The organism is Curtobacterium sp. DN_7.5, assembly GCF_022655355.1.
GTDB lineage: Bacteria > Actinomycetota > Actinomycetes > Actinomycetales > Microbacteriaceae > Curtobacterium > Curtobacterium luteum.
The window spans coordinates 2,125,390-2,146,529 of record NZ_CP093378.1; the positions used below are offsets into that span (position 1 = coordinate 2,125,390).

A 21,140-nucleotide genomic window follows, 5' to 3' on the forward strand; every position below is an offset into this window, starting at 1 on the left:
CGACAGGCGGACGCCGAGCAGGCCGACGGGCGAACTCCGAGCAGGCCGACGGGCGGACTCCGAGCAGGCCACCGTCCCGCACCCGGCACCGGATTGGACCGGCCACCCGTAACCGGGTGCAGCATTCGACGGTCCGCGCGGCGCGGCGTGCAAGGGTACCGACACCCGACGACCGTGGAGGACCCGATGACCGACGAGGAGCGCGCCGACGCGGCGCACGGCTTCGCGACCGAGCAGGTGCACGGCGGTTTCGTGCCGGACGCGGCGCACGGAGCACGGGTCCCGGCGATCCACATGTCCTCGGGGTTCGTCTTCGACGACTTCGACCAGGCCCGTGAGCGCTTCGCCGGGTCGGACGACGGTTACACGTACACCCGGCTCGGCAACCCGACGAACGCCGACGTCGAACGGCGCGTGGCCCTCCTCGAGCGGAGCGCCGAGGCGATCCTGGTCGGCAGTGGGCAGGCGGCCGTGACCGTCGCCCTCCTCGGGTTGCTGCAGGCCGGCGACCACGTCGTCAGCGCCCGGAGCATCTACGAGGGCACGCGCGGCCTGCTGGTGCAGAACCTCGGTCGGCTGGGCATCGAGGTGGACTTCGTCGGCGACGCCCGCGACCTCGACGCCTGGGCGGCGGCGGTCCGCCCGAACACGAAGGCGTTCTTCGCCGAGACGATCCCGAACCCGAAGAACGACGTCCTGGACATCACGGGCGTGGCCGACGTCGCACACCGGGCGGGCGTTCCGCTCGTGGTCGACAACACCCTGGCGACCCCGTACCTCGTCCGTCCGGTCGAGCACGGTGCGGACATCGTCGTGCACTCGGCGTCGAAGTTCCTCTCCGGGCACGGCGCCGGCCTCGGCGGGGTCGTCGTCGACGGCGGCACGTTCGACTGGTCTGCGGCGCCCGAGCGGTGGACGCACCTGACGAGCCCGGAGCGTTCGCTCGGCGGGCAGAGCTACGTCGAGCGGTTCGGCAGCCGCGCGTTCGTCGTGTACGCACGCGACGTGATCGCCTCGCGCATCGGCCCGACGCCGTCGCCGTTCAACGCGTTCCTGCTCCGCCAGGGCATCGAGACGCTGAGCCTGCGCGTCGAACGCCACAGCGCGAACGCGCTGGCGATCGCGGAGTACCTGGACCAGCAGCCGGAGGTGACGAGCGTCGACCACGCGGGTCTCGCCTCCAGTCCGTTCCACGACCTCGCCCAGCGCTACCTGCCGCGTGGGGCCGGTTCCGTCTTCGCCTTCACCCTCGCCGGCGGCGAAGCCGCCGCACGGACCTTCATCGACGCGGTGGAGCTGTTCAGCCGGATGACCCACCTCGGCGACGTGCGGTCGCTCATCCTGCACCCCGCGACGACCACCCACGCGGGCCGCACGCCCGAGGAGCGCGCCGAGCAGGGCATCGACGACGGCTTGATCCGCCTGTCGGTCGGCATCGAGGACGTCGCGGACCTGGTCCGCGACCTCGAGCGCGGTCTCGCCGCGGTGCGCGCGGGTCGCGTCGACACGGCGGCGAGCACCGGCCTGGAGGCACGGGTCGGGTCCGTCTCGGACCTCGCCGCGCTCGCCCACACCGTCCCGCAGGGCCACGTCATCGCCGAGGAGCTCTGACGGTGGCGGAGCTGCAGCACTTCGGGTACTTCTTCTCGCGTGGGTTCGGTCCGCAGGCCTGGGGTCGGGACGACTGGCACTGGGGTCACGACTGGACGAAGCCGGACCTCTACCAGCAGTCGGTGCGGGCGTTGGAGCAGGCCGGGATGGACCTCGTCATCGCCGAGGACGCGATCTCGCTCGGCAACCCGTCGACGCTCGACCTCCGCATCCGGCAGGCCTACGGCGGTCCGAAGCACGACCCGCTGCTGCTCGCGCCGTACCTGTTCGCCGCCACGTCGCACATCGGGATCGCCCCGACCATCAACGCCGGGTTCACGCCGCCGTACCTCGCCGCACGTCAGGCCGCGACGCTCGCGCACCTGTCCGGCGACCGGTTCGGCCTCAACGTCGTCACGGACACCGGGAGCGCGCGGCACGCCGGGCTCGCGCCGTTGCCGCACGACGCCGCGTACGACCGTGCCGAGGAGTGGCTGCAGCTCGTACGCCGGCTCTGGCACTCGTGGGGGTCGGACGGGTACGTGGCCGGCGCCGCCGGGACGGGCGGTGTCCACGGCGACGGCCGCGCCCCGGGCGACGGTGCCGGCTGGCACTTCGCGGACGGTGACGCGCTCGATGCGTTCCACCACGAGGGCGCCTACTTCAGCGCTGACGGGCCGCTCAACGCCCTCCCGCTCGACACCGACCCGGTGATCGTCTCCCCCGGTGGGTCAGGCCGCGGGCTGGGGTTCGCCGGCACGCACTCGGACGTGCAGCTCGCGCTCGCGCCGCTCTCGGCCGGCGCGGTCCGGGACTACCGAGCGCGGGTGCTCACCGCCGCGTCCGACGCCGGCCGATCAGCCGCCGACATCCGGGTGCTCTTCGTCCTCAAGCCGGTGCTCGTGTCCTCCCCGGAGGAGGCCGACCGCATCGTCCGCGCCTCGGCCGACCCGACGGACGAGGCCCTGCGTGCCGCCGCGATCGCGTGGTCGAGCGACTCCGAGACCGACCTGCTGTCGCTCGACCTCGACGCACCGATCCCCGCCGGGACCTTCGGCGACCACGTGTCCGCCGGCACGATCCGCGGGCTCGTCGGGGACACCCCCGACGCACCGCTGCGCGAACTCCTCACCCGGAAGGCCCGGCTCGGCAGGATCACCACGAGGGACGGCTTCGTCGGCACCGCGGACGAGTTGGCCGACTTCGTCGAGGAGCTCGGCGCGGACGCGGACAACGACGGCTTCATCTTCTCGGGCGACCTGCACCCGGCGCAGGTGTACCGGATGCTCGGTGACCTCGTCCCGGTGCTCCGGCGGCGCGGGCTGCTGCGGCGCGAGTACGGCGACGGTGGCATCCGCGGCAACCTGTTCGACTTCTGACCCACGAGACGGACAGGAGGCCCGTGGCGGTGTCGCCACGGGCCTCCCGTCCGTCTCGTGCAGCGTCGCGTGACGCTGCGCTCAGTGGTGGACCGGCTCCACCACGTTGGACTCCTCGACCTCGCGGACGTCCTCGGCGGTGCGGAGGATCTCCTCACGCGTGCTCGCCGAGTTGATCGCCCAGTAGTAGATCACCAGCGAGAAGGCCGCCACGACGACGATGTCGACCCACAGCGGGAACACCGGGTTCGTGAGCGGACCGAAGTCGCTCAGGAACACGATGAGTCCCATGCCGACCAGGTAGGGCAGCAGCCACTGCGCCGCCTTCCAGTCCCACCGCGGCCGGACGCTCGAGGCGCCGCGGAACACGTTGTTCAGGACGATGACGACGGCGCCGATGAGGATCGCGACGCCGAGCTTCCAGTCGGTGTCCCACCCGGTCCAGAGGATGATGAGGTTCGCCACGATGAACGCGATCGGCGAGAACACCGCGGCGGCCGGCATCCGGTACGGGCGCTCGATCTCGGGGATGCGCTTCCGGAACGCGCCGAGGGCGAGCGGTGCCCCGGCGTACATGAGCACCGAGGCGCTCGTGATGAGGCTGACCAGCCCCTGCCACGACGGGAACGGTGCGAAGCAGGCGCAGCCGACCACGAACGCGGTGACGAGGCCCACCCACGGCACGCCGGCCTTCGTCGTCCACTCGAACGCCTTCGGGAAGTACCCGTTGCGGCTCAGACCGTAGGAGATGCGGGTCGTCGCGGTGACGTAGATGAGGCCGGTGCCTCCGGGCGAGATGATCGCGTCGATGAAGATGATCACGGCGAGCCAGGTGATGCCGGCGGCCATCGCGATGTCGGCGAACGGGCCGGTGTACTTCGTGAAGTCCGCGGTGGCCCACGAGCCCTGGATCGCACCGGACTGCAGCGCGCCGAGGAACACGACCTGCAGCAGCAGGTAGATCACGAGGCCGATGACGACCGAGCCGATGACCGCGCGCGGGATGTCGCGCTTCGGGTTCTTCGCTTCGCCGGCGAGCTGGTCCGCCTGCTCGAACCCGAGGAACGCGAAGATGATGCCCGACGTGGAGACCGCCGCGAGGATGCCCTTCGCGCCGCCGGGCAGGAAGCCGTCCGCCGCCGTGAAGTTGCTCCCGTGGAACCCGCTGAAGGCCAGGACGATGATGACCAGCAGGGGGATGGCGACCTTCCACCAGGTGGCGGCGGAGTTCGTGTTCGCGAGGATGCGGACACTCAGCAGGTTGACGACCGTGACGACCGCCATGAGGAGGATCGCGACCATGATGCCGGAGCCGGTCAGCAGCTGCTGCGTCTCACCGTTGACGACGACCGTGTGCAGCCACGGGTGCGCGAACTGCCAGTGCTGCGCGTACTTGATCATCGCCTCGACCTCGATCGGCGCCACCGTGACCGACTGCAGCCACGAGAACCAGCCGAACGAGGCACCCGCGACGCCACCGAACGCGATGTGTGGGAAGCGCGCGGTCCCGCCCGCGATCGGGAACATGCCGCCGAGCTCGGCGTGCACGAGCGCGAGGACGAGGACGGCCACGCCGCCGATGAGCCACGAGATGATCGCGGCGGGACCCGCCGTCTTGAGGGCCTCCTGCGAGCCGAAGAGCCACCCCGAACCGATGATCGATCCGGTCGAGGCCCAGATGAGCCCGATGAAGCCGACGTTCCGCTTCAGGCCGGAGTCCGGCAGCGCCTGTGTCGTCGTCGTTGTTGCCACTGTTGCTCCTGTCGAGTGACGCTGACCCGTGTTCGGGGGCCGCGTGCTTCGACAATGGCACTGGACAGGATGCTCGCCGGATTATTTAACGAGGTGGAAACACAAGTGCTGTATAAGCACTCAGGCTACTTGTCCTTCGACTTCCCCTTCGCCTTGTCGGCCTTCTTCTTCTCGGCCTTCTTGCCAGCTTTCTTCTTCTCGGCCTTCTTGGCAGCCTTCTTCTTGTCAGCCTTCTTGGACGCGTCCTTCTTGTCAGCCTTCTTCGACGCCTCCTCGTGCTCGGCCTCCTCCGACGCCGTCCCCACCACCACCGCAGCCCCCGTGTCCGCAGCGACGTCGACGACCTCGGCCTCGAGCTCGGGAGCGAGTGCGTCCTCCACCCGCTCGACGACGAGCTCCGCGCCGTCCTCCGCGAGCCGGAGCAGGGCCTGCGCCGCACGGACGCGAGTCGACGTCCGGCGGGCGAGGACGTCCGCACGGGCGCCCTCGAGCAGGGACCGCAGCGAACGCTCGGCGACGGAACGACCCCGCGGCGCCGACCGGTCCAGGCGGTCGAGTTCACCGGCGACCCCGGCGACGTCGTCCTCGACGTGCTCGTGCCGCACCGACTCGATGAGGGCGGCGACCGCGGACGCGGCGCGCTCGACGGCCGCTGAACGCTGGTCGAGCACCACGAGCATCTCGAAGACGGCGCCGTAGGACACCGTCTCGAGCCGGACGGGCTCCGCCGCCCGGCCGCGCAGGACGAGCCGGGAGTCGGGCGCGGGGAGCCAGGCGACCAGCGCCGCCACGGTGGCCACGGACCCGACGAGCCGCTCGTACTCCCCCAGCCCGAGGCGCTCCTGCTCACGCAGACGGACACGGATCGCGATCTCCTGCACCACACTCGCACCTTTCGTCCCGGGGGCGCGGGGCGTCCCACCGCGCCGGTTCCCCGAGCGTAGCCCCGTGGGGTGGCAGGACGACGAACGCCCCACTCCGCTGGAGTGGGGCGTTCGGTGACGACTCGGCGTGACAGTGGCCCGACGACCGGCAGGTGGTGGAGATGGGGGGAATCGAACCCCCGTCCATCGCTGCAATTCGACGTCTTCTACGGGCGTAGCCGGATCAGGCGTTCTGCTCGGCCCCGTCCATTGCTACCGGCTTCTTGGACGACGGGCCCAGTCTCAGTGCAAGTCCCGCACGGCCCTGAGGCGCAACCGTGCAGCAAGTCCTCTTGATGACGCCGGGATCAGGTTAGGGGACGGTCACCTGGCCGACGGACTTCATGTGCTGGGCTGCTTACGCAGCGAGAGCGAAGTCAGTGCGCTTGGAATTGGCACTTGTTGTTTTCCACGGATCGTTCACGAGATGACCGTGGGTCCTCGGCCCGCTTCCCGTCGGCACACAGGCAATGTCGAAACCGATCATCCCCATGCAGGCCGGACGTGCGAGCCACTGTCACGCTGTTGAGTTGGCAACCGCCGTTCAGGCGGTGCTCCAGTCTAGTCGACCGGCGTGTGCGGCGCTACTCGCCGACGCGGTTCCGGGTGCGCATCGCCCGCTCGGCCTCACGCTTGTCGGTCTTCTCGCGGAGCGCCTGGCGCTTGTCGAACTCGCGCTTGCCCTTCGCCACCGCGATCTCCACCTTGGCCCGACCGTCGTGGAAGTAGATCTGCAGCGGCACGAGCGTGTACCCGCCCTGCGCGGTCTTGTGCGAGATCTTCACGATCTGCTGCTTGTGCAGGAGGAGCTTCCGCTTGCGCCGTGGCGAGTGGTTGTTCCACGTGCCCTCGGTGTACTCGGGGATGTGCACGGCGTCGAGCCAGGCTTCTCCCCCGTCGATGAAGGCGTACCCGTCGACGAGCGAGGCGCGCCCTTGGCGGAGGGACTTCACCTCGGTGCCCGAGAGCACCATCCCCGCCTCGTACGTGTCCTCGATGAGGTAGTCGTGTCGGGCGCGACGGTTCGTGGCGACGATCTTCTCACCGCGTTCCTTGGCCATGACGACTCCTCCCGAGTCCGTGCGTGCGCCCCGGACCCGGTGTCCGGCGCAGCCTTACAGACTACTCAACACCGACGGCGCAGCGCACCTTCCCGGCGCGCCGCCCGCCCCGAGTCTCGCTGTGAGCGACGGTCCTCGCGGCACCGGCCCCGAGCATTGTCGCTCATGCCGAGACTCGGTCAGCGCGGACCGCAGCGCGCGACCGCAGCGCGCACCGCACCGCGCGCCGCTACACCTTGAGGTAACGGCGGATGGCGACGAACGCCGACAGTCCGGCGAGGAGCACACCGATCACGACCACGGCGGGGACGACGACGGCCGCGTCCCCCATCCCGATGAACGCCGTACCGGAGAACCGGACCGCCAGGTAGTTCCGGACGAAGAACCACACCACGGCGACGATCGCCCCACCCGCGAGGACCGCCCCGATGGCCGCGGCGATCACCCCCTCGAGGACGAACGGCGTCTGGATGAACCGGTTCGACGCGCCCACCAACCGCATGATGCCGAGCTCTCGCCGTCGACTGAACGCCGACAACCGGATCGTCGTGGCGATGAGCAGCACGGCAGCGACGAGCATGAGCGCGGCGATGCCGATGGCCGTGTACGACGACGCGTTGAGCAGGTTGAAGATCGGTTGCAGGTACCCGCGCTGGTCGACGACGCTCTGCACGCCGGCGACCTTCGACAGGCTCTCGACGAGCACGTCCGACTGCGACGGGTTCTTGAGGTTCACCCAGTAGGTCTCGTTGAGGTACTCGGGCTTGACGAACTCGGTCGCCGGCGAGTCCTTGAACTGCTGCTTGAAGCGGGTGAAGGCGTCCTGCTGGTTCTCGAAGTAGAACTTCTCGATGTACGGCTTCAGCGTCGACGAGTCGAGCTGCGCCTTGACCTGGTCGCGCTGGTCCGCGGTGGCCTTCGCCCCGGTGCAGTTGCCGGTGGTGTCGGTGTCGGTGCACAGGTAGACGGCGACCTGCGCCCGGTCGTACCAGTACCCCTTCATCTGGTTGATCTGCATCTGGAGCAGGATCGCCGTGCCGACGAACGTCAGCGAGATGAAGGTCACGAGGACGACCGACACGACCATCGAGGCGTTGCGTCGCAGGCCCGAGCCGACCTCGGACATGACGAGTCCGAGCCTCATCGGATGATCCCCGGGATGGTCTGGATGCCGGTGGTGTTCGACACGGTGTTGCCTCGCTGGATCGGGACGGCCTGGGTCTGGTAGCCGCCGGACTGCTCGTCGCGCAGGATCGTGCCGTTCGACAGCTCGATCACGCGGCGCTGCATCTGGTTCACGATGCTCGCGTCGTGGGTCGCCATGAGGACGGTCGTGCCGCCCTGGTTGATGCGCTCGAGGAGGGCCATGATGCCGGCCGACGTGGTCGGGTCGAGGTTGCCCGTCGGCTCGTCGGCGAGCAGGATCGCCGGCTTGTTCACGACGGCCCGCGCGATCGCGACGCGCTGCTGCTCACCACCGGAGAGCTCGTGCGGCATGCGCGTCGCCTTGCCGGCGAGGCCGACCAGCTTGAGGACGTCGGTCACGGCCTCGCTGATGAAGCCCTTGCTCTTCCCGATGACCTGGAGCGAGAAGGCGACGTTGTCGAACACCGTCTTGTTCGGCAGCAGGCGGAAGTCCTGGAAGACGACGCCGAGGTTGCGCCGGAAGTACGGCACCTTGCGCGACGACAGGGACCCGAGCCGCTGGCCGAGCACGTGGATCTGCCCGCGCGAGGGCTTCTCCTCCTTGAGCACGAGGCGCAGAAAGCTGGACTTCCCGGAGCCGGACGCGCCGACGAGGAAGACGAACTCGCCCTTGAGGATCTCGAGGGAGACGTCGTCGAGCGCGGGACTCGGGTTGCCCGAGTACACCTTGGTGACCTGGTCGAATTTGATCATGACCGGTTCAGGGTAGGTCGGTCCGGGCTGGAACGGGCCGAGGCGCGCGGCTCACGTGTCCGCGGATCCACTCAGTCGTCGTCGGACTGCTTGCGCCAGCGGATGCCCGCGTTGATGAAGCCGTCGAGGTCGCCGTCGAACACCGCGGACGGGTTGTTGACCTCGTGCTCGCTCCGCAGGTCCTTCACCATCTGGTACGGCGCGAGGACGTACGAGCGGATCTGGTCGCCCCAGCTCGCGGTGATGTTGCCCGCGAGCTCCTTCTTCTTCGCGTTCTCCTCTTCCTTCTTCAGGAGGAGCAGGCGCGACTGCAGGACGCGCATGGCTGCGGCGCGGTTCTGGATCTGCGACTTCTCGTTCTGCATCGACACGACGGTGCCCGTCGGGATGTGGGTCAGACGGACAGCGGAGTCGGTCGTGTTGACGGACTGCCCGCCGGGGCCGGACGAACGGAAGACGTCGACGCGGATGTCGTTCTCCGGGATGTCGATCGACTCGGTCTCCGGCATGAGCGGGATGACCTCGACCGCGGCGAAGGAGGTCTGCCGCTTGCCCGCGGCTCCGAACGGCGACATGCGGACGAGCCGGTGCGTCCCGGCCTCGACCGACAGGGTGCCGAAGGCGTAGGGCGCGTCGACCTCGAACGTGGCCGACTTGATGCCGGCCTCTTCCGCGTAGGAGGTGTCCATCACGGTGGTCTTGTAGCCGTGCTGCTCGGTGTAGCGCAGGTACATGCGCAGGAGCATCTCGGCGAAGTCGGCGGCGTCGACACCACCGGCGCCGGCGCGGATCGTGATGACGGCCGGCCGCTCGTCGTACTCCCCGTCGAGGAGGGTCTGCACCTCGAGGTCGCTCATCGTCTGCTGGATCGCCTTGAGCTCGGCCTGGGCCTCGTCCGCGGAGTCCTGGTCGTCGGCCTCGTTCGCCATCTCGACCAGTACTTCGAGGTCGTCGATGCGCGCTTGCGTGTCGGTGATCTTCCGGAGCTCGGACTGCCGGTGCGACAGCGCGCTCGTCACCTGCTGCGCGTGCTCGACGTCGTCCCACAGGTCGGGTGCGCCCGCCTGCTCGCTGAGTTCGGCGATCTCGCGCTGCAGGCGGTCGACGTCGACCACCGAGCGGATGTTGCCGAACGTCTCGCGGAGGGCGGAGAGTTGCTCGGAGAAGTCCAGTTCGACCATGATCGTCGATCCTACCGGCGCAGCACGGCCGGGAGGGACGGCTCGGCTCGACCTGTGGGCGAACGGGTCGACGTGGCCGGCTGTGCAGGGATCGCGTCAGCGGCCGAGGACCGGCTCGCGGGCCGCCATCCCGGCTGCGCTCGCACGCGCCACGGCGTCGGGCAGCGCGGCGAGGAAGGCGTCGACGTCGGCGTGCGTCGAGGTGTGCCCCAGCGTGATCCGCAGCGCACCGCGGGCGTCCGCCTCGCTGAGCCCCATCGCGAGCAGCACGTGCGAGGCCTCGGGGACCCCCGCCTGGCACGCCGAGCCCGTCGACACGGCGACCCCGGCGGCGTCGAGCAGGAACAGGAGCGAGTCCCCCTCGCACCCGGGGAAGGTGAAGTGCGCGTTGCCCGGGAGCCGGTCGACCGGGTCGCCCATGAGGACGGCGGACGGCACCGTCGCCCGGACGCCAGCGACCAGTCGGTCCCGCAGTGCACGGACCTCCGGGTGCAGCACCGAGCCGTCGGCGGCGATCGCGGACGCCGCCGCGCCGAACGCCGCCGCCGCCGGGGCGTCCTGCGTCCCGCTCCGCACCTGGCGCTGCTGTCCGCCGCCGTGGATGAGCGCCTCGACGGTGGCGCGGCGGCCGAGGACGAGCGCGCCGGCCCCCACCGGGCCCCCGACCTTGTGGGCCGAGACGCTCAGGGCGTCGAGGCCGGAGTCGCGGAACGACACCGGCACCTGCCCGTAGGCGGCGACCGCGTCGCTGTGCACCGGTACGCCCGCCGCGTGCGCAGCATCCACGATCTGCCGCACCGGCTGGATGGTGCCCACCTCGTTGTTGGCCCACAGGAACGTGACCAGGGCGACGTCGTCGGCGGAGGCGAGTCGTGCCTCCAGGGCGGCCGTGTCGACGCGCCCCTGCGCGTCCAGCGGCACCACGTCGACGACCGCACCCTCGTGACGAGCCAGCCACTCGACCGTGTCGACGGTCGCGTGGTGCTCGCCCGCCGGGACCACGATCCGGGGACGCGGACGCTCCTGCTGTCGAGCCCAGAACATGCCCTTCACGGCGAGGTTGATGCTCTCCGTGCCGCCGGAGGTGAAGACGACCTCGACCGGGTCGGCGTCGAGGGACCGCGCCACCGCGGCCCGCCCGTCCTCGAGGAGCATCTTCGCGTGCTGCCCGGCGCTGTGGATCGACGAGGGGTTGCCGACGGTCTGCAGCGCTGCGGTGAACGCGGCGAGCGCCTCCGCGGTCATCGGCGTCGTCGCGGCGTGGTCCAGGTAGACCGTCACACTGCTCTCCCATCGACGAGGGTGCCCCCTGATCGGGCGTTTCCAGGATACCCGCGGGCCCTCGTACCCTGGTGACCATGCACGAGACCGCGACCGACGCCCTGCCGGGGATCGTCCTCGGCGACGGCGGGGCGCGGTTCACGGTCCGCTCGGCGTCGGCGACGGGCATCACGCTCGTGGTGGCCGGACGCGGCGCACACCCGCTGCGCCGCGTCGACGAGTCCGGCGACACCTGGTCGGCCGAGGTGCCCGGCGTCCGGGCGGGCGACCGCTACCACCTGCTCGCGACCGGCCCGGCCGGACCGCGGCACGCGTTCGACGCGGCGGCCCCGCTGCTCGACCCGGCGGCCCGGGGCATCGTGCCCGTGGTCGACGCCGGCGCGAGCGTCCGCTGGACGTCCGAGGTCGTGGACGAGTCCTTCGACTGGGGCGACTCGGTGGCACCGCGGACCCCGCTCGACCGGGCGGTCGTGTACGAGGCGAACGTCCGGACCCTCACGGCCGCGAACCCGCACGTCCCCGAGGACCTCCGCGGCACGTACGCCGGGATCGCGCACGAGAGCACGATCGCGCACCTCCACCGCATCGGCGTGACCACCCTCGAGCTGCTGCCGGTGCACGCGTTCGACACGGAGCGGTGGCTCCGGGACGCCGGGCGCGAGAACGCGTGGGGCTACAACACCCTCGGGTTCTTCGCGCCGCACGCCGCGTACGCCTCCCCCGCCGCACGGGCCGCCGGCGCGTCCGCGGTCCTCCGCGAGTTCAAGGGCATGGTGCGGATCCTCCACGAGGCCGGGATCCAGGTCGTCCTCGACGTCGTCTACAACCACACCGCCGAGGAGGGCCTCGGCGGCCCGACGACCTCGCTCCGTGGGCTGGACGGCGCCGGGCGTTACCGGTGGGCCGCCGACGCGGACGCGTACTACGACACGACGGGCTGCGGGAACACCCTCGACACCTCCGTCGCCGCCACCGCCGACCTGGTCGTCGACAGCCTCCGCTACTGGGCACGGGAGGTCCGGGTCGACGGCTTCCGGTTCGACCTGATGGTCTCGCTCGCGCGGGACACCCGGCACGTGTTCGACCCGGCGCACCCACTGCTCACGGCGATCCGGGAGCACCCGGACCTGCAGGACGTCGTGGTCGTGGCGGAGCCCTGGGACGTCGGCCCGGACGGGTGGCGCACCGGGTCGTTCGGCGCGGGGACGAGCGAGTGGAACGACGGCTTCCGGAACACCGTCCGGCAGTTCTGGTTGACCGACATCGCGGAGGAGCGCCGCAACGGCGCACCCCGGACCGGCATCGGCGCGCTCGCCGGGGCCCTGACCGGGTCGCGGCACCTCTTCGGCGCCGAGCGCGGACCGCTCGCCGGCGTGAACTTCGTCACCGCGCACGACGGCTTCACCCTGCTCGACCTGGTGTCGTACGACCGCAAGCACAACGACGCCAACGGCGAGGAGAACCGCGACGGCTCGGACGACAACCGGTCGTTCAACCACGGGATCGAGGGCGACACCGCGGACCGCGGTGTGCGCGCCGCACGCGGCCGGAGCATGCGGAACCTCCTCGGGACGCTCCTGCTCTCGGCCGGGGTGCCGATGCTCACGGCCGGCGACGAGCGCAGCCGCACGCAGCACGGGAACAACAACGCGTACGTCGTGTCGGACGACCTGACGCCGGTGGACTGGTCGGACGACGAGGACGCGGAGTCGACGACCGCCACGGTCGCGGAGCTCACGCGGTTGCGCGCGGCGCACCCGGCGCTCCGGCCGACCCGGTTCGGCATCGAGGGGCAGGAGACCCCCGGGGCCTCCCGGATGACCTGGTACGGCCCGGACGGCGGCCCGATGACGGTCGAGGGCTGGGACCAGCCGATCCACCGCGCGCTGCAGTACTTCGTGGAGTCGACCCCGGAGCACGAACCGTACGACCGGGTGCTCGTCGTCGTGCACGGGAGCGGGCGGACGCGGGACATCACGCTGCCGGTCCGCGAGGACGTGCTCGGGTACCGGCTCGCCTGGTCGAGCGAGAAGCACCGCGACCACCAGCGGCTGCGTCCGGCGGGGCAGGTGTTCACCGCGTACGGTCCGGGCATCCACGTGTTCGAGATCGCGTAGGGCGCCGGGCGTCGCGTCGCGGGCATCGCGTCACGGTCGCGACCAGTCGCCGGCCTGGAGGCGCGCGGCGGGCCCGCCACGCGCCTCCAGGCGGTCGCGGTGCCGGTCCGGCGCCGCTCCTCCACAGCCGCCCCGCTCGCGTCCGTCGTCCACACGACACGCGTTCCGGAGAACGCCGACGCGCCTTCCGGGTAGCGTCGGCTCCGTGGCCACCGCAGACCGACCCCGGCGACCGAAGCCCGGGCGCATCCCCATCACCCAACTCGCACCGACGACGCCGAACGGGTACCCGAGCAAGGCGTTCGACGGCGAGGTGATCACCTTCGGCGCGACCGTGTTCCGCGAAGGGCACGGCATCATCGGCGCCGACCTCGTCCTGGAGCGTCCCGACGGCGGCACCCGCACCGTCCCGCTCACCCTCGTCGCGCCCGGCACGGACCGCTACGAGGCCACCGTGCAGGTCGACCACGTCGGCGTGTGGTCCTGGCACGTCGAGTCGTTCTCCGACGACTGGGCCACCTGGGTGCACGCCGCCCGGCTCAAGATCGCCGCCGGGGTGGACACCGAGGCCACGCTCCTCGACGGCGGTGTCCTGCTGGACCGCCTCGCGAGCGAGACCGACTCCCCCGCCGCGGTCCGGGCCGCGGCACGCATCCGCGACACCTCCCTCGAACCCGCCGAGCGGCTCGCCGCGATCGACGACGCCCGCATCACCGGCGAGGTCGAGGACTCCCCCCTGACCTCGCTGCGCACGCACTCGCCGACGCAGCTGCTCGACGTCGAACGCACCCGCGCCGGGGTCGGCGCCTGGTACGAGTTCTTCCCCCGCAGCGAAGGCGCGAAGAAGAACGCCGACGGCTCGTGGAAGAGCGGTGACTTCCGCACCGCCGCACGTCGGCTCCCCGCGGTCGCCCGGATGGGCTTCGACGTCGTGTACCTCCCGCCGATCCACCCCATCGGGACCACCGCGCGCAAGGGCCCGAACAACACGCTCACCCCGGGCCCGCACGACCCCGGGAGCCCCTGGGCCATCGGCTCGGCCGACGGCGGCCACGACGCGATCCACCCCGACCTCGGCACCGAGGACGACTTCCGCGAGTTCGTCGAGACCGCGAAGAACACCGGGATGGAGGTCGCCCTCGACTTCGCCCTGCAGTGCTCGCCCGACCACCCGTGGGTGACCGAGCACCCCGACTGGTTCACGCAGCGCGCGGACGGCTCCATCGCGACCGCCGAGAACCCCCCGAAGCGCTACCAGGACATCTACCCGATCCAGTTCGACGCCGACCCCGAAGGCCTCGTCGCCGAGGTCCTCCGGGTGCTCCGGCACTGGATGTCGTTCGGCGTGCGCATCTTCCGCGTCGACAACCCGCACACGAAGCCGCTGTGGTTCTGGGAGCGCGTCATCCGGGAGATCCGCGACGAGCACCCCGACACCGTCTTCCTCGCCGAGGCGTTCACCCGTCCAGCGATGATGCGTGCGCTGGCCGAGGTCGGGTTCCAGCAGTCGTACACCTACTTCACCTGGCGGAACACCCGCGAGGAGATCGAGTCGTACTTCGACGAGCTCAGCCACGAGACGAGCGCGTACCTGCGCCCGAACCTCTTCGTGAACACGCCCGACATCCTCACCGAGTACCTGCAGTTCGGCGGACGCGCCGGGTACAAGATCCGCGCCGCGCTCGCCGCGACCGGGGCCCCGACGTGGGGCATGTACTCCGGGTACGAACTCTTCGAGGACGTGGCCCGCCCCGGCTCTGAAGAGAACATCGACAACGAGAAGTACGAGTACAAGCCGCGCGACTTCGCGTTGGCGGAAGCCGAGGGTGCGAGCCTCGCGCCCTACGTCACCATGCTCAACCGCTTCCGCGCCGCGCACCCGGCACTCCGGCAGCTCCGGAACCTGCACGTGCACCACGCGGAGGACCCGGCGATCGTCGTGTACTCGAAGCACCTCCCCGGACGCTTCGTCCGGTCCGGCCGGGACGACACCGTGATCGTCGTCGCCAACGTCGACCCCCACTCCGCCCGGGAGACCACGGTGCACCTCGACCTCGGCGCCCTCGGGCTGGCGACCGAGGAGCCGTTCGACGTCCGTGACGTCGTCACCGGACAGCGGTTCGTCTGGGGTTCGTCCAACTACGTGCGCCTGGATGCCTTCCAGGAGCCCGTGCACCTGCTCGTCGTGGAGGGACCACACCGATGACCGACGCCGACAAGACGCCGAACGACCGCGAGCCGGACGAGCAGGTGACGCCACAGCAGCCGCCGCGCCAGCCCGGCCGCGGCCATGGGCCGAGCACGCCGCCGGTGCCGCCCCCGCCGCCGCCCGTGCTGCCGCGCCGGATGCCGGAGGACACGCCGCGACCGACGCACCCCGCGCAGCACGTCGCCGCTCCGGCACCGTCCGGCCCGCCCGCGGTGCCCCCGGTGCCCCCGGTGCCCTCGGTGCCCTCGCCCACCGCTGCACCGAGGGCGGACGCCGCGCCCGGACCCCGCTACGAGCCCCGGGTCTCCGCTCCCGGCGAGGACCTGCCCGGTGCGCCCGCCGCGCCGAGGGAGTCGCCCGACCGCGACGTCCCCGAATCGGCGACGCTCGCCGGTCACGCCCCGGACAGCGCCCACCCGCGCCACCTGACCACCGCGGCCGACGACGGCACCGACGCCCCGACCTCCGAGGGCGGGTCCCCGATCTCCGAGGGCGGGTCCTCGGCCACCGCGACGAACGATGGCGACCCCGTCGTGACCGGATCGGGTTCCGCACCCTCCCCCGACGGCCCACGGCCCGCTCCTGTCGAGGACTGGCTCCGACAGCAGGTGGCCGAGGCCCGGTGGTCCCAGCCGCACGACGTCCTCGGACCGCACCCGGTCGACGGCGGCACGAGCGTGCGCGTGGTCCGGCACCTCGCCACGGCGGTGCGGATCGTCCGACCGGACGGCGACGACGTCGAGCTGACGCACGAGGGCGACGGACTCTGGGCCGGCGCCACCGCGGGCACGCTCGGGCGCTACCGCGTCGAGGCCGACTACGACCCGGACCCCTCCGGCGACGGCGACGACATCACCTGGACGACCGACGACGCCTACCGGTTCGCCCCGACGATCGGCGAGATCGACCTCCACCTGTTCGGTGAGGGCCGCGACGAGCAGCTCTGGCACCACCTCGGCGCACACCTGCGCACCGAGGACGGCGTCGACGGCGTCTCGTTCACCGTGTGGGCGCCGCGCGCGACCGCCGTACGCGTGATCGGCGACTTCGAGGGCTGGGAGGGCCGCACGACCGCGATGCGTCGCCTGAACGACCTCGGTGTCTGGGAGCTGTTCTGGCCGGGCGCGCTCGAGGGGCAGCGGTACAAGTTCCAGATCCTCACGGACTCGGGCTGGGTGGAGCGCGCGGACCCGTTCGCACGCCGGACGGAGGTGCCGCCGGCGACCGCGTCCGTCATCACCGCCTCGCGCTACACGTGGTCCGACGGCGACACGGCATGGATGGAGCAGCGGGCCCGGACGACCACCCACGACCGACCGATGAGCGTGTACGAGGTGCACCTCGGCTCGTGGCGCCCCGGCCTGTCCTACCGCGAGGTCGCCGACCAGCTGATCGGCCACGTGCAGTACCTCGGGTTCACCCACGTCGAGTTCCTCCCCCTCGCCGAGCACCCGTTCGGCGGGTCCTGGGGCTACCAGGTCACCGGCTACTACGCGCCGACCTCCCGGTTCGGGTCCCCGGACGACCTCCGGTACCTCGTCGACCGGCTGCACTCCGCGGGCATCGGCGTGATCATGGACTGGGTCCCCGGGCACTTCCCGAAGGACGAGTGGGCACTCGCGAAGTTCGACGGGCACGCCCTCTTCGAGCATCCGGACCCCCGACGCGGAGAACAGCTCGACTGGGGCACCTACGTGTTCGACTTCGGGCAGCCCCAGGTGCGCAACTTCCTCGTCGCGAACGCCCTGTACTGGTTCGAGGAGTTCCACATCGACGGGCTCCGCGTCGACGCCGTCGCCTCGATGCTGTACCTCGACTACTCCCGGACCGAGTGGCTGCCGAACATCCACGGCGGCCGCGAGAACCTCGAAGCGATCTCGTTCCTGCAGGAGACCAACGCCACCGCGTACAAGCGCTACCCGGGCATCGTGATGATCGCCGAGGAGAGCACCTCGTGGCCCGGCGTCACCCAGCCGACGAGCGCCGGCGGCCTCGGGTTCGGGCAGAAGTGGAACATGGGGTGGATGCACGACTCGCTCCAGTACATCGGCCGCGAGCCCGTGTACCGCAGCTACCACCACGACGAGATCACCTTCTCGCTCGTCTACGCCTTCAGTGAGCAGTTCACGCTGCCGATCAGCCACGACGAGGTCGTGCACGGCAAGGGCTCGCTGTACGGGAAGATGCCCGGCGACGAGTGGCAGAAGCTCGCCAACGTGCGCGCCTACCTCGCGTTCATGTGGGCGCACCCCGGCAAGCAGCTGCTGTTCATGGGTCAGGAGTTCGCCCAGGTGCAGGAGTGGTCCGAGGCCCGCGGGCTCGACTGGTGGCACGTCGACGACCCGGGGCACCGTGGCGTGCAGAGCCTCGTCGCCGCTCTGAACGGCGTCTACCAGGACACGCCGGCGCTGTGGACCCACGACTCCACGCCCGACGGGTTCGAGTGGATCGAGGGCGGCGACGCGCCGCACTCGACGCTCGGGTTCCTGCGGAAGGACGGCGACGACCGGCTCGCGGTGTTCGTCAACTTCTCCGGGGTCCCCGTCGAGCGTCGCTTCGGCCTCCCGGCTGCCGGGACGTGGCGCGAGGTCCTCAACACCGACGCCGTCGAGTACGGCGGCTCGGGCGTCGGGAACCTCGGCGTCGTCACGGCGGAGGACACCCCGTGGGCGGGACGCCCCGCGTCCGCGCACCTCGTGGTGCCGCCGCTCGGTGCGGTCTGGCTGCAGCTCGAGCGGTAGCGCGACGAGCGACCGCGACGCAGCGCGACGCAGCGCGACCACATGACGGACGGGAGGCCCGGTGCCAGCTGGCACCGGGCCTCCCGTCCGAGCAGCGGTCGCGTCCGTCAGCCGGAGCCGTCAGCGCACGCGCTCCGCGCGTCAGTACAGCGCGCTCGCGAGCCGCCGTCGGGCGGCGACGACGCGGGGGTCGCCGCTGCCGATCAGCTCGAAGTACTCGACCAGCCGGACGCGCAGGGCCTCGCGGTCTGCACCGAACACGGTCGGCACGAGGTCGAGCAACCGGCCGAAGGCGTCGTCGACGTGACCGCCGCTGATGTCGAGGTCGGCGACCGCCATCTGCGCGGCGACGTCCGACGGCCCCGCGGCCGCGGCACTCCGGATCTCGTCGGCCGTGTGCCCCTGCAAGCGGTCGAGCAGCGACACCTGCGCGAGCCCGGCGACGGCCATCTGGTCGTGCGGGTCCTGCGCGATCGCGGTCGTGTACTCCTGGATCGCCGTGGCGTAGTCGCCCTGCTCGATCGCGTCGTACGCGGCCTGGTGGTGCGGCGGCAGCGGCTCCGGCTCGGGCTCGCCCTGGTCGGCGGCGTCCGCCGGGGCGGCACCGTCCACCGCGACCCGCCCCGACACGCCGTTCTGCTCCGCGGCCGCGAGGACCTGCTCGTACACGTCGCGCACCTGCGCCTCGGGCAGCGCGCCGACGAACAGCCCGAGGGGCCGGCCGCCGATGAGCGCGGCGACCGTGGGGATCGACTGCGCCTGGAAGGCCTGCACGAGCTGCGGGTTCGTGTCGGCGTCCACCTTGGCGAGGAGGACCCGTCCGTCGTACTCGGCGGTGAGCTGCTCGAGGATCGGCGACAGCTGCTTGCACGGCCCGCACCACTCGGCCCAGATGTCCACGATGACCGGGACGATGGTCGAGAGCTGCAGGACGTCCTGGAACGTCTGGTCGGTGACGTCGAGGACGAGCGACGGCACGGTCAGGTCAGCGGCGCCGTCGGCACCGGCGGGCACGCCGCCGGCGGGAGCCGCACCGGCCGGAGCGCCACCCGCGCCCGGCGCGGTCGGGGCCGTGGCCGCCGGGCGCTGTGCGCGGTCGACGAGGGACGACAGGTCGACCGCGCCGCGGAGGCCGGACGGGGTCGGGGGGACGTTGCTCATTGGACCTCACTCGCGGCGGTCAGGCCCTGCGTGAAGCCGAGCAGGACCGCCTTCTCATCGGAGCCGACGGGCGGCACGTAGAACAGGACCTGCACGCCGTATGTGGCGCTGATGCCCTTCTTGCTGGAGTCGACGCCCGAGAGCGCCTTCACGGCCCCCTCGGTGTTCACCTCGGCACCGGACGCCGTGGGCGTGACCTTCTCGACCTCGTCGAGGTCGGCGGAGACGAGCGCACCGGCCTTGTCGGTGGCGAACGCGACGGCACCGTCGTCCGGGATCTCGGACGAGTACTCGATCTTCGCGGTGTCGGGCAGCGCCTTCGCCTTCTTGTCCTTGTAGGCCTTGCCGATCGTCTTCCGGAGCGCGTCGTCCTGCACGGCGAACAGGTCGGCGTACTCGCTCGCGGTGTCCTTCGAGAGGATGTCCGCGTAGGCCGTCGCCACCTGGTCCGGGGCGATCGTCAGGAGCTTCGTGTTCGCGGCCAGCAGGGCAGCACCGATCGAGGTCGGCGCGAGCGTCGGGATCTGCGCGTCGGCCTCCAGCGAGACGTCGTACGCGACCTTGTAGGGGTCGCGGGCGGTCTCCTGCGTGAGGGTCAGCGCCTGCGGTGCGGCCGTCTTGGCCGAGCAGTCCGCCGCGGTGATCGCGAAGATCGTCCGGGGCCAGGCGTCGGTCTGCTGCGGCAGCGCCACGCAGACCTCGTCGGCCGAGATCGCCGGCGGGGCGTCCACGTCGGAGTCCTTCGCGCGGATCGTGTAGTTGGCCTTCCGCAGCTCGAGCGCAGCGCCGGTGAACCGCTGGGCGGCGAGCGTGGCGTCCCGTGCGGCGTCGGCCCGCTTCGCCACGGAGGCCACGCGCTGCACGATGCGGGTGATCTGCTGCTTGGTCGCGGCGACCGGCTCGGCCTGGTCTGCGGACCCGGTCGCGGTGGCGGTCGGGGTCGGTGACGCTCCACCGCCCTGCGGCCAGTACTCGGACGAGCACCCGGCGAGTGTCAGGGCGCCGACGAGCAGGACCGGTACCGCGACGAACGCGCGCCGTCCGCGACGACCGCGGCTCGGCACCTGGGCTCCGGCCGCGGCGGCACGGCGGGAGGCGCGGACGCGCGGCGGTCGCGTCCCACCGCTGCGCCGACGCGGGCCCCGGCCACGCCGCTGGTGGAGGACGGCCCAGACGAGCAGCGCGATCCCGCCGAGCAGGAACAACCCGCCGGCGACGAGGAGCGGCCCGACGGACGGCGTCGCCGTGTCTCGGGGCCAGGTCACGGACACGTCGCTCGGGGCTGCGTCCTCGCCGTCGCCCACGATCACGACGGAGACGTCCTGGGGCAGGCGGACCGTGAACTGCCCGGCGCCGTCGTACTCCTGGTACCAGAGGTCACTGCCCTTCGGGTCCGGGACGCTCGTGTCCGTGCCCGTGGTCCGCCCCGTGAGCGAGCCGTCCTCGGCGTCGAAGCGGAGCGTCGTGTGCTCGGCGTCCCCGATCCAGGCCTGGACGTCCGAGGTCGTGCCGTAGGCGGCGAACACGTCACCGGAGCCCCGGACGTTGATCTCCTGGTAGCCGGGGTTGGCGTTCAGCGTCGTGCCCGGGATCACCGTCACCGGGGCGGACGACTTCGCCGTGGACTGCGCGACGAGCGAGGACGGGGGTGCGAAGACGGTGCGCTGACCGACCGCGAGGCCGACCAGCAGCAGGCCGACCACGAAACTGACGATCGCCAGGACGAAGCGCACGGAACTCTCTCCCTACCGCGCCGGGGTGGGGAATCGGCGCCGGATCAGCGGTCCACGATACCGAGCATCCCTGGGGAGTGCATCCCCGCCGGGTGCTCTGCGACTCAGAGTCC

At 71.4% G+C, this 21,140-nt stretch carries 14 protein-coding genes and 1 other RNA gene; 5 read left to right on the forward strand and 10 right to left on the reverse strand.

The features are described 5' to 3' along the window. Positions 1–186: 186 nt before the first annotated feature. Positions 187–1,611 (forward strand): O-acetylhomoserine aminocarboxypropyltransferase/cysteine synthase family protein, encoded by a 1,425-nt coding sequence (locus MON03_RS09810; protein ID WP_229727778.1) that lies wholly within the window; start codon positions 187–189, stop codon positions 1,609–1,611. Between the two features lie 2 nt (positions 1,612–1,613). Then, positions 1,614–2,969 carry an LLM class flavin-dependent oxidoreductase gene (locus MON03_RS09815; RefSeq protein ID WP_242088216.1) on the forward strand — a complete coding sequence of 452 codons (1,356 nt, stop codon included), beginning with the start codon at positions 1,614–1,616 and terminating at the stop codon, positions 2,967–2,969. 81 nt (positions 2,970–3,050) lie between these two features. Here MON03_RS09815 and MON03_RS09820 read toward each other — a convergent pair whose 3' ends face one another. From MON03_RS09820 to MON03_RS09855, 8 genes are all read right to left on the reverse strand, one after another. Beyond that, on the reverse strand, positions 3,051–4,721 hold the full coding sequence (locus MON03_RS09820; protein ID WP_242088218.1) for an APC family permease: 1,671 nt from the start codon (positions 4,719–4,721) through the stop codon (positions 3,051–3,053). Between the two features lie 125 nt (positions 4,722–4,846). Next, complete coding sequence (locus tag MON03_RS09825) at positions 4,847–5,605, reverse strand: hypothetical protein (protein ID WP_242088219.1); 759 nt, start codon at positions 5,603–5,605, stop codon at positions 4,847–4,849. A gap of 153 nt (positions 5,606–5,758) precedes the next feature. Continuing rightward, positions 5,759–6,135: a transfer-messenger RNA gene (gene ssrA / locus MON03_RS09830) on the reverse strand. A gap of 93 nt (positions 6,136–6,228) precedes the next feature. Further along, positions 6,229–6,705: an SsrA-binding protein SmpB gene (smpB, locus tag MON03_RS09835; protein WP_022904941.1), complete on the reverse strand. Its 477-nt coding sequence runs from the start codon at positions 6,703–6,705 to the stop codon at positions 6,229–6,231. A 229-nt stretch (positions 6,706–6,934) separates the two neighbouring features. Further along, the gene (gene ftsX / locus MON03_RS09840) at positions 6,935–7,849 is read right to left on the reverse strand and encodes a permease-like cell division protein FtsX (RefSeq protein WP_031274380.1); all 915 of its coding nucleotides are present in this window, start codon (positions 7,847–7,849) and stop codon (positions 6,935–6,937) included. Then, positions 7,846–8,604 (reverse strand): cell division ATP-binding protein FtsE, encoded by a 759-nt coding sequence (gene ftsE / locus MON03_RS09845; protein ID WP_031274382.1) that lies wholly within the window; start codon positions 8,602–8,604, stop codon positions 7,846–7,848. Before ftsE ends, ftsX begins: the two co-directional genes overlap by 4 nt. A gap of 71 nt (positions 8,605–8,675) precedes the next feature. Next, entirely contained in the window at positions 8,676–9,785 is a 1,110-nt protein-coding gene (prfB, locus tag MON03_RS09850) for a peptide chain release factor 2 (RefSeq protein WP_031274384.1), read from the reverse strand. A gap of 96 nt (positions 9,786–9,881) precedes the next feature. Then, entirely contained in the window at positions 9,882–11,066 is a 1,185-nt protein-coding gene (locus tag MON03_RS09855; protein ID WP_242088220.1) for a cysteine desulfurase family protein, read from the reverse strand. Between the two features lie 77 nt (positions 11,067–11,143). Here MON03_RS09855 and MON03_RS09860 point away from each other — a divergent pair, with 77 nt between their 5' ends. The 3 genes from MON03_RS09860 (at position 11,144) to glgB (ending at position 18,133) form a co-directional block, all read left to right on the forward strand. Further along, the gene (locus MON03_RS09860) at positions 11,144–13,183 is read left to right on the forward strand and encodes a glycogen debranching protein (protein ID WP_242088221.1); all 2,040 of its coding nucleotides are present in this window, start codon (positions 11,144–11,146) and stop codon (positions 13,181–13,183) included. Between the two features lie 205 nt (positions 13,184–13,388). Further along, positions 13,389–15,389 carry an alpha-1,4-glucan--maltose-1-phosphate maltosyltransferase gene (locus MON03_RS09865; RefSeq protein ID WP_242088222.1) on the forward strand — a complete coding sequence of 667 codons (2,001 nt, stop codon included), beginning with the start codon at positions 13,389–13,391 and terminating at the stop codon, positions 15,387–15,389. Next, complete coding sequence (glgB, locus tag MON03_RS09870) at positions 15,386–18,133, forward strand: 1,4-alpha-glucan branching protein GlgB (RefSeq protein ID WP_350355048.1); 2,748 nt, start codon at positions 15,386–15,388, stop codon at positions 18,131–18,133. Before MON03_RS09865 ends, glgB begins: the two co-directional genes overlap by 4 nt. A gap of 141 nt (positions 18,134–18,274) precedes the next feature. Here the strand turns inward: glgB and MON03_RS09875 are convergent, their stop codons facing one another. Together MON03_RS09875 and MON03_RS09880 are read right to left on the reverse strand one after the other, a co-directional pair. Next, positions 18,275–19,294 (reverse strand): tetratricopeptide repeat protein, encoded by a 1,020-nt coding sequence (locus MON03_RS09875; RefSeq protein ID WP_242088223.1) that lies wholly within the window; start codon positions 19,292–19,294, stop codon positions 18,275–18,277. Next, complete coding sequence (locus MON03_RS09880; protein WP_242088224.1) at positions 19,291–21,027, reverse strand: DUF8094 domain-containing protein; 1,737 nt, start codon at positions 21,025–21,027, stop codon at positions 19,291–19,293. The genes MON03_RS09875 and MON03_RS09880 overlap by 4 nt, the downstream gene beginning before the upstream one ends. Positions 21,028–21,140: the final 113 nt, after the last annotated feature.

What these genes read in the sequence shown, in the direction of transcription:
- MON03_RS09875 (WP_242088223.1), bottom strand. Translation starts at nt 19,294, where the DNA reads ATGAGCAACGTCCCCCCGACCCCGTCCGGCCTCCGCGGCGCGGTCGAC.
- prfB (WP_031274384.1), bottom strand. Translation starts at nt 9,785, where the DNA reads ATGGTCGAACTGGACTTCTCCGAGCAACTCTCCGCCCTCCGCGAGACG.
- MON03_RS09810 (WP_229727778.1), top strand. Translation starts at nt 187, where the DNA reads ATGACCGACGAGGAGCGCGCCGACGCGGCGCACGGCTTCGCGACCGAG.
- MON03_RS09860 (WP_242088221.1), top strand. Translation starts at nt 11,144, where the DNA reads ATGCACGAGACCGCGACCGACGCCCTGCCGGGGATCGTCCTCGGCGAC.
- ftsX (WP_031274380.1), bottom strand. Translation starts at nt 7,849, where the DNA reads ATGAGGCTCGGACTCGTCATGTCCGAGGTCGGCTCGGGCCTGCGACGC.
- smpB (WP_022904941.1), bottom strand. Translation starts at nt 6,705, where the DNA reads ATGGCCAAGGAACGCGGTGAGAAGATCGTCGCCACGAACCGTCGCGCC.
- glgB (WP_350355048.1), top strand. Translation starts at nt 15,386, where the DNA reads ATGACCGACGCCGACAAGACGCCGAACGACCGCGAGCCGGACGAGCAG.
- ftsE (WP_031274382.1), bottom strand. Translation starts at nt 8,604, where the DNA reads ATGATCAAATTCGACCAGGTCACCAAGGTGTACTCGGGCAACCCGAGT.